Raw genomic sequence first — 13,920 nt, forward strand, 5'->3', positions numbered from 1 at the left:
AGATGAGCACACAACCCGACGGCGTGAACGACCTGCTCTCCCGAGACCTCCAAGCGGCGATGGCCGTGGCCGGCCGCTGGGGCGAGATGATGGCCCGCCAGCGCGCCGAACAGGTCCGCCAACGTGTCACGGAGCAGCAGCACCGGCGGCGTGAGCTGGAAGAGCGCTTCGAAGCCGAACGCGCCGTGATGCGCACCGAGCTCGCGCCCGTGGAGCAGGACCGGTTCTGGGAGACCGCCAAGCCGGAAGACATCGCCGGCCACTACGGGCTGGCCCGGCAGTGGGAGCAGCACGACGAGGTCGCCCAGGCCGCGCGAGGACGGATCGAGGGGCAAGTGAAGGAACGCCACGGGTTGAGCGTGGAGGACTACCTCGAGCAGCGGACCCCGGAGCCGCAGCGCACCGAATCCGTCGAGCAGGAGGCAGCCGCACGCGAGACAGTGGACGCCCAACGTGACCACGCCGCCGCCGCTCTGAACGCCGCTGAGGCTGGCCGTGGCGATCTCCAGAACGACACCGATGCACGCAATGCTGCCGCTGAGGCCGAGGAGCTGTGGGACTCCGGGGACCGGCGCGCCAACCTGGCCAGTCGACTCATGGACGCCCTCGGTGGCACCGAGGAAGGCCGTGATGGCGTGCGCGCACGCCTGGCGGCGGACCGGGACCAGGGCACGCCCCCGATCGACGCCGTGCGATCCACCCAACGCGGCCCCAAGGCGCGGAAGAACACCGGGCGCGCAGCGGGACGGGAGAGGGGCCTGGAGCTGGGCTGAGGCCCTTCAAGCACAAGAGAAGGGGCGCAACCTGTGACAGGTTGCGCCCCTTCCGCTGTGAGGGTCAGTCGAACAGACCATCCGGTGGCGGCTCCAGGGTCAGGGGCACTCCCTTGGGGCTGTGCGTCCTAGGGGTGCAACCGTGGAAGGGCCCTTTCTCCTCGAAGAGCACACGCATCGTGGGATCGGCGTAGTCACGCCACCACACGGCTAATCCCGTAGACGGATCGGTGCGTAGCTGCTCCCACGCCCGCCACAACCCCGTCAGACGGCTCACCGCTTCCTCATGTCGCCACCACTGGGCGCACCAGGTGAACGTGGTCGAGCGGCCCGCAGGGTCCAGCTGACGTCGGTACACGGGCGCCAGTTGCTCGGTCACGAACTCCGCCACGTTCGCGTAGAACAGCTGTGCAGGAGGCTGTTCCTCGACGTCCTCGTTGCCGTCGGCGGCTTCCTCTTCCCAGTTCATGTCTACTCCTTCACCAGCGCCGCCCACCGGTTCCCGGCAGGCGCGGCCGCCGCTGGCTCAGCAGCCGGCTTCTCGGACTCGTCGCCCTGGTTGACGGTGGCCGCCGTCGGGTTGTTGTGGGCTTCTTCGGAGGCCCTGGACGCATCCGCGTAGGGGCGGTGGTCAATCGGAATGGTGCGCAGCAGCACGGCCCGGGCCCCGGAGCCGAACATCACAGCCCTCCCCTTGGGCAGGGCGGACAGGTCCGCCACCGACATGATGTCGTCGGTGGCGTCCTGGCGGGAGGTGGACCCGGAGTCCTTCTGCCTCGAGGAGGACACGGAGGTGTAGGTGTACTTGCCGATCAATTCGACAAGCATCTTCAAGTAGCCCTCCTCTTTGACGTTGCCGCCGTAGGTGACGACGTTGGCGGTGGAGAACAGCTTCTTCATCCCCGACTCACCCCACACGTCCACCCCCTGGGACCAGGACTGCAGGAACGTGGAGACCACGATGCCCCGGGACCCGTAGTGGCTGTAGAGGTTGGGCAGGTTCATCCAGCGGCACACGTTGGCCGCCTCATCGAGCACGCACAGCATCGGGGTGGACAGCCGGCCCCCGCGCTGGGTGACGGCGTGCTCCTCGGCGGCGGTCACGGTGGCCACGGTCAGTGCGGTCACCAGCGGCCCGGCGGTGCCGGCGCCCTCCTTGGACAGGGCGTAGAGGGTGTGCTTGCCGCGCACGAATGTCTGGGGGTCGAATTGCGGGCGGTCATCGTCCGGGCCAGTGGGGTTGACCCAGGCGGCGATCTTTTCGTTCTTCAGGCACGCGGCCATCTGCAGGGCGGTGGAGTAGACGCTGCCCCGGTACTTCTCCGGTTGGTGGATGGTGCTGGCCACCGAGTCGGCTTCCTTGGTCCACCCGTGCTCATCGAGCAGTAGCGCGGGGGTCTCATCGGTGGAGCGGGTCAGCCAGTAGTGGACCTTCTCGATGGGCTCCCCGCCGACGGCGGCCGCGAGCAACAGCCCGGCGAGCAGGTCCTTGCCGGCGGAGTCGAAGTGGCCATCGCCCTTGGCCCCGACGTCCCGGGAGCCGGCGGCGAAGTTGTTCGCCATCTCGGCGGCGCGCTCACTGTCGGTGACGTAGGTCAGCGGGTTCCACCACCAGGTGGGCTGCTCCCCGGCGACTCCTTGGGGGTCGAAGACCCACACGTCGCCGTTCTCGGCGCGGAGGTCGCGGGTGAGGTCGGAGAGGTCGCGTTTGTTGGAGGTGGCGATCACCGGGCCCGGGGCCTCGATGATGGAGGGGGCGGCCTGGGAGGTGGTCTTGCCGGTACGGGTGCCCCAGATGTGCACCAGCGTGTCCTCCCAGGAGGCGTAGAGAGTATGTCCGCCGCGGACCATCTTGCCGATCATCACCCCCGGGGCCTCCACGCCGAAGCGGGCGGCCTTGGCGCGGGCTTCCTTCTCGGTGAAGGGGGCGACGTCGCGGACTGAGGCCATGCGCGGTGCGGCGCGGTCGTGTTTGACCACCTTCTGGGCCTTTTGGTGACGCTTCCACCCCCACAGCGCGAACAATCCCATTAGCAGCATCCCGATGGTGGCGGCCAGGACGATTTCGGTGGTGCGCCACGGGAGATCCCCGGTGAAAATGCCTAGGGACCGTTCCCAGTACCCGGTGGGCAAGGGATCCGTGCGCGGGGTCAGGGCATGTCCCAGGCTGGCGAGGACGTAGAGGATGGCCGGGACGCCGACCAGAATGAGGAGCAGGGTCAGCAGCAGGGCGACCTCCCCGCCGCCGGTCTGGTACTTGCGGTCCAGGGAGCTCACCGGGCGCCTCTTTCCTGGGCGGCGCGGGACTTGGCCTCGTGCCACTTCTTCTCGGTGTCGTGGACCTGGGACCGGCGCTCGGTGGGGGTGAACTCCATGGCGAACGGGATGCCGGCCCGGGAGCCGACCTTGATGAAGAACTTTCCCTGGCCCGGGGGCGGGGTGGTGGTGCGGTCGTCGAAGTACCAGGCGGCGTTCTCCTCGTCGGCCAGCCACTGAGTGAGCTCGTCGTCGGTGAATGCCTGGTCGGTGGGGGCGTAGACGTCGTCGTTGGTGTACTCCAGGGCCTCATCACCCCGGCGGTTCCAGGCGGGTGGGTCCTGCCAGGCAGCGAGCTGCTCCTGCTCACGCATGGACAGCGGCACGGACTCGGTGAGCAGCGGCATCTCGGACTTGGCGAGCCCGCCGAGGATCTTGATGCCGCAGCGGTCCATGATGCCCTTGGCCTTCGCCCGGTCCTCTTCCCCGCGGACTGCCATCAGATCGGAGGGGGTGTGGGAGGCCATGATCTGCCCTACCCCCCACTCCCGGTTCAGCCGGGTCAGCGCGTTGACCTGGTCCACGATGCCGGGCCCGGCCGCCAGGGTGTTCCACAGCTCGTCGAGGATCACCAGGAACCGCTGACGCTCGATCACCCCGTCATCAGCGAGCATGTTGGAAGTGGTCACGGTGCCGAAGCCGGCCGACCAGCACGCCATCAAGGTCGCCGCCCGCAGGTCCGACTCGGTCTGGGAGATCCGCGACAGGTCGAAGACCATCGGCCGGGAGGCATCAATCCGGTTGGTGGAGGGGTGGGCGAACATCTGCCCGAAGGCCCCGGAGCCGCACAGGGAGTTCAGCGAGGACTCCAACCCCTCGGTGATGGCCTCGTACCGGGCGTCGTCGCCGCGGTCCAGGGCGACCTCGCGCACCTCGACCGGCTTGTCCTTCAGGACCTGGCGCAGGTCCGCCATCACCGGCACCGTGCCGGACTCCGCGTGGCGGGTCTCGAGGACGGTGAGGCACCGGTCCAGGATCGACTCCTCCCGCTCATCCAGCGGCTTCTTGCGCAGGATCGCGATCAACGAGGCGATCAGCGACCGGCGCCTCGAATGCAGCTCATCCAGCAGCTCCTCCGCCCTGGCCGGGGACAGCAGCTTGGCGGCCGCCACGGCCCCGCAGTCGTCCAGGGGGTTGATGTGTCCGACTCCGCGGCCCAGGGGCAGGACGGCGCCGCCGAGGTGCTCGATCATGGCCACGTGCTCGCCCTTGATGTCACCGAGGATCAGCGGCCACACCCCGAAGGCGGCCAACCCGATCGCCATCCGGCGCAGCATGGAGGACTTGCCCAGACCCGGGTTGGCCATCACGAAGGCCGAGGGGTTGGAGATCACCCGCAGCTTCAGGAACCAGGAGATCGGGTCACAGCACACCGGTTCCCCCGAGAGCAGGTTCCGCCCCAGCGGCACGCCTTCCAGAGGAGAGCCGCCGCCCATGGGGAAGGGGAAGAGTCCGCAGACCTGGTAGTTAGTGCCGCGCATCTCCCGGATCGGGTGCAGCAGCTGCGCCTCGCCCAGCCCCCGGCCCTTGTGTCCCCGCGGGCCCGGACGACCCAGCGCCTTGGCAGTGACCGAGGTGCTGCCGGTACGCGGGGGGCGGGCGAAGACCTTCCCGAGCTTCACCCGGGCGAAGGCGCGGTCCAGGACGGTGGTGGTGGCGTTGCCCCGGCTGGCCGGGAGGATGATCTGGTCTCGCTGCTTCTGCTTCATCACAGGGCGTTCCTCACGGTCGAGGGCAGGGCCAAATGGTCCGGGATGACCACACCGAGGGGTAGGCCGGCGGCGAAGGTGGAGTCCTGGGCGCCGTAGGCCTCCTCCAGGCGGATCCGGGCGGAGGTGCCGAGGTTCTCGATGATGGCTTCGGCCTCGTCCAGCTCGGCCCGTGTGCGGACGGTGGCGGTGACGACGAGCCCGAAGTTCAACAGCCCCGCCCCGTCAGCCTCTTCAGCCGCGGTGGCCTGCGCCGCACGGGTCTCTCTCGTGTCCCGGGCGGTGGCGCGGTTGCGGGAAGAGGCGTTGAAGGTAGCGGTGTTGATGTCGTTCTCCACCATCTGCGCGGCCCTCGCCGGGTCGATGGGCCGGTAGAGCAGCGTGACGCGCTTGCGCACCAGCTCGGGGTTCGGGGCGATCAGGGCCTGGAGCACGTTGGCCTGGATGGTCGAGCGCGGGGGCACCGACATCGCCCAGGACTTCGACCAGGAACCGTTGTGGTGGTAGGAGTCCCAGAAGGTGTCGGCGGCCTGCGGGCCCACCTCACTCCAGTCCAGTTCCGGAGCCTTGCCCTGAGAATGGGCGCGGTCGAACAGGACCGCCTCGGCCGGGTCATAGGCCACCCGGATCACCTCACACAACTGCTGCGCCGTCAATGGCTCGGCCACTCCGGCCCCGGTGTCGTTCAGGGACAAGGTGAGGTTGGGCAGGCGCGCGGCCAGATCGTCCGCGACCTCGCCGGCGTTGCGGATCCGCCCGCCGGCCCGCACTGCGGCTTTGAACGTCACCGCGATGTAGGCCCGGGTCACCGTGGCCCCGGTGGGCAGCATCTGCACGGACTCGTTGATCACGTCCCGGGCGAACTGCGGTGCGTTATCAGCCATGCGCGCCTCGATTTTGCGGGCCAGCCGGTATCCGGAGTCCGGTGCGGTCTCGATCGTCACCGAGGCCGCGGTCAACCCCGGCTCGTCGGTGAGCATCCCCAGCCAGTGCGACCAGCGGTCCACCCACCGGTTGATGTGCTCTTGGTCAACCATGCCCCCGCCGTCGGGCTCGGAGGAGAACACCACGGTGTAGTGGTGGCGCTGCGGCACCTCGAGAAGGGCGAAGGGGCGACCGTAGCCGTCGTAGTGCTCCGTGATCTTCGACCGGGCCGAGATCCCGGGCAGCTTCGTGGTGCCCTCCGGCACCCGGCTGACGGGGCCGGCCCGGTAGACATTGGCCCCGCTGTAACGGGTATTGGCCCACCCGGCGCGGCGTACGATGCGCTCGATGAGGGTGCGCCCGTGCTTGTTCTTCTGCATCGACAGCGCGATCAGGGTCAAGACCACGGCCTCGAAGGCCAGGGCGACCAGCCACAGGTTGAGCATCATCAGCAGGATCCCGCCGACCACACCACCGATCAGCAACACCGTGCCAGCGGTGGACAGCCCGGCCAGGCCCTTGGAGGTCGGGGTGCGGAAATTGCCGTACACCCGCGGGCGGTTCTCGCTGGTCTTAGCTTCGGTCTGCGCCATCAGGGCGGCCCTCGTTTCCGGTCTCATTGGCGATCTGCGCCTTGAACGCACGTGTCTGCTGCTGGATGGCCTTGGCCGCCGGCTTCGCTCCGGAGGGGCCGGTCGGCCGCGCCCCGCTACGGGGCGGCGTCGCGCCGGCAGCACTGCCCGGGGCGGGTCGGGCTCCGATGCCAGACGCTGCCGCACCTGCACCATTGCCCGGGGTGGGGTGCACCCCGGTGCTCGTGGCGGGTTTCCCGGCTCCGTCTTGGTTGGGTGCCGCGGCAGAGGCTGCACCCGCCGAGCTGTTGCCCGAGGTGGAACTTCCAGCGCTGGAGGTGCCACCTCCTGCACTGGACTGAGTAGCTTCGGTGACTGCTTCGCCGGTCTTCTGCGCGGCGTTGGCCGCCGCCATGCCCAAGGCCACCGGAGCTGCGGCTGCCCCAGCTGCAGCGGTACCAGCCGTGCCTGCCGTGCTGGTTGTGCTGGCTGTGCTGGCCCCCGTGGTGCCAGCAGTGCCGGTGGTGCCACCGGGGCTGGAAGCCGGCCCAGGAGGCGGGGAGCTCGGCCCGCCCTTGGAAGGAGCAGAGGACTGGGACGACGGCGTGGAGGAGGAATCAGAGCCGAACCCACGCCCCGAGCGAGCCAGGTGGGAGGCGCCCTGCGGGATGGCGGCACCCATCGCCGCGATGCCCAGCGCCCCACCGCCACCGCCGGAGGAGGACATCGAGCCCAGTACGGGACTGAGGAAGCCGATAAGCACCGGCAACGCGAACACGGAGGCGACGATCATCATCAGCCCGGCGGCGAACTGGATCAGCCCGCTGCTCCCGTCCTCCCACACCCCGGTGGTGGACATCTTGATCGCCAACCCGTAGATCAGGGCGGCGGCCGGCTTGTAGAAGGCGAAGGCCAGGGTCCAGGCGATGACCTTCTGGAAGAAGTTCTTGCCCGTCTCGGTGTTCAGGAAGGCGGCTGAGAGCGGGAGGATCCCGGCCATCAGGAACAGCATTCCGGTACGCAGCACCATCAGCATCAGCTGGATGAGGTTCACGATGATCGCCACGACCCCGCCCACGATGATGAGGATGACGTTGCCGCCTAGCCACACCGGATCGGCCGCGCCGGCGCTGGTGGCGTTGTCCAGGGCCAGCAGTTTGAGCACGTCGGTCTGGAAGTCCTCCCCGATGGCGGAGTCGATGATCTGCACGGCCAGGGCGTCGGTGCCTGCCACCAGGACGTTGAGGATCGTGACTCCGGAGGCGGTGACCACGGCCAGGGTGAGCAGGCCCTTGAGCAGCTCCCGGGCTGGTTCAGCACGCTGGGTCCAGGCCATCTGGGCGCCGGCGATCATCACGCTCAGGGCGGCCACGGCCAGGGTGAGGTAGAAGGTCTGGTCCTGGATGAACCCGACAGATCCGGTCAGGTTCATCGCACGAGCCGGGACGAGGAAGCCGATCAGGCTGGTGGCTCCACCGATCAGTGCGGCCCCGGAGGCCAGGAGGGTGGCGGTGTTGACCAGGCCGGCTCCGTCGCCGCGGCGGGCGTTGGTGGCCAGTACGATGCCCAGGAACAGCACCCCGAACACGCACACGCCCATCCCGATCCAGCTCGCGTAGCTCAGCAGCAGGTCGATGTAGGCGTTGAACTCCCCACGGGCCGGGGTCTGGGAAGTGGCCCCGCCCTGGGAGGTGAGGCTGGCGCTGCCGATCCGGGTCCACATGGACCCCAGGGAAGCGATCGTGTCGACCACACCGGCGGTCACGCCGTCCGCGATCTGATCCAGGGCATCCCCGGCCGCCCCGCTCAGTGCTTCACTGATGGTTCCCTTGGCCTTGCAGATCCCGTCGAGGAAATCGCACTTCTCCTCAGCCATTGTCCGGGCCCCACGCGATGTAGCCGCTTAGGTCCGAGACACGGCCGGAGACGGGGCCACCGCTGCCGTCGTCCTGAAGCGCGAAGTGCCAGTCGCCTTCGTGCCACACCATGTCCGTTGCGGTTGTTGAGTAGACCTTCTCTGTGCCGTCGTCGGCTGCTAGGACTACTTCGACGGTGGCCTTGTCCTCGGTGTAGGACAGCAGGCGGAAGCCGGCCACCTCTACGGGTACCGATGTGGTGTCGTTCGCTGCTACCCGTTGCTGGACGTTGCCGATCGAGATGTCCTTGCCAGGGCCGTCCATCACCCTTGCCCTGATGGTGTCGAGGAGCACCTGGGGATCGTTGCCGGAGACCAGCATGTTGGTCGAAGCCAGAAGTGCCCCTTCGGGGGTGTGAGAAAAGCAGGACCGAACACCGGTGTCGGGGTCCACGGTGCCCGGTCCGTGTTCCTCGGAGGCGGGAGCGTAGACCGCGCCCAGGGCAGTCCACTCGACGTCCTCGGGAGCCTCGGTCAGGGTGGTGCCCCCGGTGGCGTCCAGACCGCACACCGACTCCCCGCCAGGGGCCGATTCGGCGGTCGTGACCGGTGCCGGTGCAGCCTGCGAGAGCTCTTCGCCGTCGGGCCACAGCCACAGGACGATTCCCAGTACGATCAGCAACGCGACGAGGACGGCTGAGATGAGGAAGCGGGGGGTCTTCCACCAGGTGTTGTTGTCGTCTGTCTCGATCTGATCTGTCACCTGCTGCTCCTTGGGTGGGGGGTGTTCCTCGGGCTGCCTGCGGTCATGCCCCGGCGATGAAGGAGAGGATCGAGGCGCCGCCAGAGATCAGGGCCACGGCCAGCACGATCTTGATGATTCCGGAGACCTCTTCGGTGGTCTCTCCGCGGCGGGCGTCGAAGGCCATCTTTCCGCCGACCACCAGCAGTCCCAGGACGGCGATGCCCAGGGCGATCCACTTGCCGACACCGACCATGCGGTTCCAGGTGTCGCCGATCCCGGGAGGGGCCAGTGGGTCGGAGTCGGGCAGGGCGGCCGGCAGCGCCAGCACGGTGTCCTGAGTAGCAAGTACGAGGTCGATCATTGGGGGGTCCTCTCAGAAAGTGCTTCATCGGCTGCCTCACCGAGGGCGGTGAGGACTTTTCTCGGCTCCCGGGCCATGGACGCCCAGTCCACGGCTCCGGTGAGTCGGAGCTCTTCGATCCAGGGCACCACCCAGGTGGAGGGCACACCGCCGGAGATCACCCGGGTCGCTGTGGCCAAGGGCTTCGGGGTGCGGCCCGGGGCATCGGCCACCAGGACCAGGCCTTGGAGATCGACGTCGGGGTGGGCGCCGGCCGCCCAGTCGCGGGCGGCGAGCCGGGCGGCGTCGAGGCCCCGTTTGTTCTGCCGGGCCACCAGGAACACCGTCGCCCGGGCGTGCTGGGTTCCATCGTCAGGGCGCAGGGGCCACCGGTGGTGGCAGCTCACGCCGCCGAGCAGGTCGGTCAGGACGGACTCCCCGGCCCCACCGTGGACACCGAGCCAGAACACGTCGTGGGCGTCGGTGAGAAACCGTCCCAGTCGCCCCTCGTGCTCGGTGAGCCCAGTGACGCCTCGCTGGGGACCTGAGGCGCCACGGAGGACCGTGACGGTCTCCTCCACGACGTCTTCGAAGATCGGCCGGGTCTGCTCCTCGAGGGAGGGCGACACCAGCTCGGCCCAACGGTTGTCCATCACATCTCCTCGGTCGCAGGGCCTCCAATAGACTGGACCCTATGTGCATTAGACAACATCAACGGAGGATTAGCAATGTTAAACAATGATAGAGAACAAATAGGTATGACTGTGTACAGTGTTGCGTGTGGGAGCGAAGGTGATCGTCGTGTCTGACGCGCTCGACCGGCTTTTCGAGGGTCTGCCCGAGCGGCTCACCGTCGATCAGCTCGCCCACGTGCTGGGTCTGGGTGATCGCACGATCACCTACCGCTGGTTGCGGGACGGGATCGTGCCGGCGATCAAGCTCGGGAAGACCTGGCTGATCCTGCGCGACGACATCAAGGAGCACCTTCGCTCTCAGTACAACGTCCCTCATTCCACCGACAATGACGGGGCGCACACGAACGAGGAGTAGGGAGAGCACCATGGCTCAGGCACTGGAGAGGCCGGTCTGCACGGCGAGGATCGCCGAGGACGACAGTGTGGAGGTGACGATCGACCGGGTCCCCTACGAGTTCGCCTCGATGCCGGCAGCCATTGAGCATGTGGTCTCTATCGCCGGTGACCTGGGGCGACCCGTGAAACTGACGGCCATCGACCCGACCTCCGCGACCGAGCCGGAGACCTCCCTGATCGTTTCTGCGGACGGCTCCGTGGCAGCAGATGCCAGTGTCCCCATCAAGAAACGACCCTCCCGGGGAGGCTCTTCACGTGCTGTCACAGTCGATGACCTTGTATCGGATGCTGAGGAGGCGACAGGCCCAGTGGCGGCGACCGAACCGGCCGCTGACCTGATTGAACACCAGCCCGTGGAGCCCTCCGTCGACGAGGAGCCCCTGGAGACGCTTCCCGATGCCCGTGTCCCCTGCTCAAGGGACGTCTCCGTGCCGCCAGTTCTGGCCCCAACGTCCGCGTCCGTCACGGGCGACACGCCCGCAGAGACCCCTCTGGGCCCTGCGCGCGCAGCTGGCCCACAGGCGGGCAGCGCACCCTCCAGCGCCCCGGCGCCCACCAGCTCCACGTCGGCCCCGGTGGTCGTCGAGGCCGGTGATCCCCGTCTGCAGCTGCGCCGGGAGACGACCACGGACACGCCCGAGTCGTCGGCCCGGCAGGGTTGGCGCGGGTGGTGCAACCAGGCCCTCGGGCTGTCCCTGGCGGCCTCGGCCGCTGAGCGGGCGTCTCGGGCCCGTCGCGCCCGGATCCAGCGGCCCCTGGAGACTCACCGCACCGTCGCCGTGCTCCAGCTCAAGGGTGGAGGCGGGAAGACCACCACGGCCTACCACCTCGCCGCCACCGCCGGACGGGTGCGCGGGGGCAACATTCTGGCCGGGGAGTTCAACGAGAACCAGGGCACCCTGGCCGAACGGGCCCTGACCGCCAATCATGACCGCACCACCCTGGATCTGATCCGCAACCTCGAGACCGTCACCCGCCGCACCGCCGACCTCGTGCGCTACGTGCGCCCCCAGGGCGACGACCGCATCCACGTGCTCGCCTCTCCGCCCGAAGGCACCGACCGGACACGGGTGGACGGACGCTCCGTGCGGGCAGCGCATGAGACCCTGCGCTCCCTCTACAGCCTGATCCTGCTCGACACCGGCAACTCCGCCCAGTCCTCCACCTGGCGGGCCGCCGTGGACGTGGCGGACTCCCTGGTGCTGGTGGCCCACAACCGCGAGGACGACGCCCGCCTGCTGGAAGCCACCGTGGCCGCCGTCCAAGCCGAAGGCCACGGGCAGAAACTGGCCCGCTCCGTGCTGGTGGTCTCCAACACCGCCACCAACAACACCGAACGTCTCACTCGCCTGCGCGAGTACGCCGAGGCGGTCGGACTCGCCGGGGTCGTCGTCATCCCCTTTGACAAGTCCCTCCAGGAAGGACGCGCCTTCCACTACGACGCCCTGCACCCGGGGACCGTGCGGGCCTACGAGGAAGCCACCGCCACCCTGACCGACCAGCTCTGACCCACCGCCCTCCCATCCCCCCAGGAGGCTGTGATGTCGGCTGGATCCCCCCGTGCCCTCAGCGCCGTCGTGGCGCTGCTGTTGGTCTTCGCCATCGGCTCGATCGTGGCCCTCGCCGTGCTCGTCGCGACCCTGGCCGAGGACGAGGAGACGACCTCAGCTACCTCCTGCACCGTCACCGCAGGCACCACGGACAACGACAACGGTGAGGAGCGGGCACTGAACATCCCCAACGGCTGGGCGCCACTGGTCGAAGCAGCCGCCCAGACCGCCGGGCTGCCCGTCAGTGTGGTGGCGGCACAACTGGCCCAAGAATCCAGGTGGAACCCGGACGCCACCAGCCCGGCCGGCGCCCAAGGCATCGCCCAGTTCATGCCCGCCACCTGGGCTACCTACGGCGAGGGTGGGGACCCCTTCGACCCTGAGGACGCGATTCCCGCTTATGGCCGCTACATGGCCGCACTGAAGACCGACGTGCAACCGATCGCCGGTGACGACGCGGACGAGCTCGTGCGCCTGACCCTGGCCGCCTACAACGCCGGGCCCGGTGCTGTTGAGCAGCACCAGGGTGTGCCGCCGTATCAGGAGACGCGCGACTACATCGACACGATCCTGGGCACCGGACAGTCCCAGTACTCCGCCAACTGCCAGGCCCCCACCGGGGCTCTGGCCTGGGACGGGGACCTGGGTGAAGGCGAGTGGACCACTCCGTTACCGGGCGGGGTATTTACCTCCGGCTTCGGGGGCCGCGCCCTGGCCGGGGTCCCCGGCTGGGCCAACCAGCACGAGGGCGTGGACATCGCCACCCCCGGGGCCGGCCAGGGGAACGGTGGAGTCGTCGTGGCCCCGACCGCCCTGCGGATCACCGGGTTCAACGCCACCGACGGGTGCGTGATCGCCAAGGAGAACGGGGACGACCCCGACTTCGGCTTCGCCTTCTGCCACCTGCACTCCTGGGACGTAGCCAAGGGCCAGAAGCTCGCCCGCGGCGACGTCATCGGCACCGAGGGCAACCGCGGCCGGTTCGGGATGGCCACACACCTGCACTTCGAAATCTACAAACCCGACGCCCCCGACCTCGTCTTCCCTTACCAGGGGCACAACATCGACCCCGAGCCCATCCTCAAACAGAAAGGAGCATGGCCGAAATGACCCGACCCCGCCTGATCACCGCCCTGACCCTGTGCATCCTGCCCCTCACCGCCTGCGGGCCCGAGACAGCACAACAGGCCAGCGAGCAGACCACCACCCCCACCACGGCCACTGCCTCCCCCACCGAGCTCACCGTCGGGCAAGGAACCTTCCCCGACCCGGACAACGTCGATCGCAGCGACGTGGAAGCCACCGCAGAGACCGCTGCCCTGATCATCCACTCCTGGGACACCGCCACCGACTGCACCCAGACCGCGGCCGCCATCCGCGCCAAACCGTTGATGTCGGAAGAGTGGGCGAACAACCAGATCGAGCCTGAACGCAACGGCAACCAGGCCGCCTGGCTGGAACCAGCAGAACACCAGGCCTACAGTTCCCCCAGTCTCGTACCGGCCGTCGGTGACGTCTCCCGCGACGTCGCCAAGGACAAAGCCATCCGCGCCTACGACCTCACCTGGCAATGGATCAGCCGCGACGGCCACCAGATCGAAGCCACCGGCCAACGCCAAGTCGTCATCTACCTCGAGAAGCACAACGGGCAGTGGGACGTCGTCGGCCACCAGTCCCAAGACATGGGCAATACCGAGTAAGCCCGACACACCCTCGAAAGTCCTAGCGCTAGTACAAGCGATATGAAAGGGTGAGCGTATGACGGAGTACACACCGCCCAAGCTGCTCGGGAAGCGAGTGGCATTCAGCATGCGCATCCTGCCTGAGCAGCACCGCCGTGCGGCGGAGAAGGCGGCCGCCCTGGGCCTGTCCCAGGCGGACTACGTCGGCGCTCTAATTGATCGTGACTACGGATTGCCGAACGCACTTGACGACCGGCAGAACGCTGAGGAGCTCCCCATCACTAAAACCGCTTAAACGACTGACGGCCCGCCGTGGAGGGCGGGCCGTCGAAGTCAATCAGCTGTCGCAAGTTTGCCGACCGA

At 68.3% G+C, this 13,920-nt stretch carries 14 protein-coding genes; 6 read left to right on the forward strand and 8 right to left on the reverse strand.

Features of this window, described 5'->3' with window-relative positions; genetic code table 11:
• Nucleotides 1-2: 2 nt before the first annotated feature.
• On the forward strand, nucleotides 3-773 hold the full coding sequence (locus tag Q0817_RS11735) for a hypothetical protein (RefSeq protein ID WP_075871006.1): 771 nt from the start codon (nucleotides 3-5) through the stop codon (nucleotides 771-773).
• A 64-nt stretch (nucleotides 774-837) separates the two neighbouring features.
• Here the strand turns inward: Q0817_RS11735 and Q0817_RS11740 are convergent, their stop codons facing one another.
• Genes Q0817_RS11740 through Q0817_RS11775 form a run of 8 tightly spaced genes read right to left on the reverse strand, consistent with a single transcriptional unit; the run spans nucleotide 838 to nucleotide 9,887 of the window.
• On the reverse strand, nucleotides 838-1,242 hold the full coding sequence (locus Q0817_RS11740; protein WP_075871005.1) for a DUF4913 domain-containing protein: 405 nt from the start codon (nucleotides 1,240-1,242) through the stop codon (nucleotides 838-840).
• Between the two features lie 2 nt (nucleotides 1,243-1,244).
• Entirely contained in the window at nucleotides 1,245-3,050 is a 1,806-nt protein-coding gene (locus Q0817_RS11745) for a type IV secretory system conjugative DNA transfer family protein (RefSeq protein WP_277552139.1), read from the reverse strand.
• The gene (locus Q0817_RS11750; RefSeq protein WP_075871011.1) at nucleotides 3,047-4,798 is read right to left on the reverse strand and encodes an ATP/GTP-binding protein; all 1,752 of its coding nucleotides are present in this window, start codon (nucleotides 4,796-4,798) and stop codon (nucleotides 3,047-3,049) included. The genes Q0817_RS11745 and Q0817_RS11750 overlap by 4 nt, the downstream gene beginning before the upstream one ends.
• A complete protein-coding gene (locus Q0817_RS11755; RefSeq protein ID WP_277552138.1) occupies nucleotides 4,798-6,315 on the reverse strand; it encodes an SCO6880 family protein in 1,518 nt (505 codons plus the stop codon). Before Q0817_RS11755 ends, Q0817_RS11750 begins: the two co-directional genes overlap by 1 nt.
• Entirely contained in the window at nucleotides 6,296-8,170 is a 1,875-nt protein-coding gene (locus tag Q0817_RS11760) for a type IV secretion system protein (RefSeq protein WP_277552137.1), read from the reverse strand. The genes Q0817_RS11755 and Q0817_RS11760 overlap by 20 nt, the downstream gene beginning before the upstream one ends.
• Entirely contained in the window at nucleotides 8,163-8,912 is a 750-nt protein-coding gene (locus Q0817_RS11765; RefSeq protein WP_277552135.1) for a hypothetical protein, read from the reverse strand. Before Q0817_RS11765 ends, Q0817_RS11760 begins: the two co-directional genes overlap by 8 nt.
• Nucleotides 8,913-8,955: 43 nt before the next feature.
• Nucleotides 8,956-9,255, reverse strand: a complete 300-nt coding sequence (locus Q0817_RS11770) for a hypothetical protein (RefSeq protein ID WP_075871081.1) — start codon at nucleotides 9,253-9,255, stop codon at nucleotides 8,956-8,958.
• Complete coding sequence (locus Q0817_RS11775) at nucleotides 9,252-9,887, reverse strand: DUF6668 family protein (protein WP_075871082.1); 636 nt, start codon at nucleotides 9,885-9,887, stop codon at nucleotides 9,252-9,254. Before Q0817_RS11775 ends, Q0817_RS11770 begins: the two co-directional genes overlap by 4 nt.
• A gap of 148 nt (nucleotides 9,888-10,035) precedes the next feature.
• Between Q0817_RS11775 and Q0817_RS11780 the strand changes: the two genes are divergently transcribed.
• From Q0817_RS11780 to Q0817_RS11800, 5 genes are all read left to right on the forward strand, one after another.
• Nucleotides 10,036-10,284: a helix-turn-helix domain-containing protein gene (locus Q0817_RS11780; RefSeq protein ID WP_255396082.1), complete on the forward strand. Its 249-nt coding sequence runs from the start codon at nucleotides 10,036-10,038 to the stop codon at nucleotides 10,282-10,284.
• A gap of 616 nt (nucleotides 10,285-10,900) precedes the next feature.
• The gene (locus Q0817_RS11785) at nucleotides 10,901-11,833 is read left to right on the forward strand and encodes a hypothetical protein (protein WP_075871083.1); all 933 of its coding nucleotides are present in this window, start codon (nucleotides 10,901-10,903) and stop codon (nucleotides 11,831-11,833) included.
• Between the two features lie 33 nt (nucleotides 11,834-11,866).
• Nucleotides 11,867-12,985: a transglycosylase SLT domain-containing protein gene (locus Q0817_RS11790; RefSeq protein ID WP_298587663.1), complete on the forward strand. Its 1,119-nt coding sequence runs from the start codon at nucleotides 11,867-11,869 to the stop codon at nucleotides 12,983-12,985.
• Entirely contained in the window at nucleotides 12,982-13,575 is a 594-nt protein-coding gene (locus tag Q0817_RS11795; protein ID WP_075872983.1) for a hypothetical protein, read from the forward strand. The genes Q0817_RS11790 and Q0817_RS11795 overlap by 4 nt, the downstream gene beginning before the upstream one ends.
• 109 nt (nucleotides 13,576-13,684) lie before the next feature.
• Complete coding sequence (locus Q0817_RS11800; protein WP_298587670.1) at nucleotides 13,685-13,852, forward strand: hypothetical protein; 168 nt, start codon at nucleotides 13,685-13,687, stop codon at nucleotides 13,850-13,852.
• Nucleotides 13,853-13,920 lie beyond the last annotated feature (68 nt).

Origin of the sequence: uncultured Kocuria sp., assembly GCF_947500125.1 — a bacterium.
Lineage (GTDB): Bacteria > Actinomycetota > Actinomycetes > Actinomycetales > Micrococcaceae > Kocuria.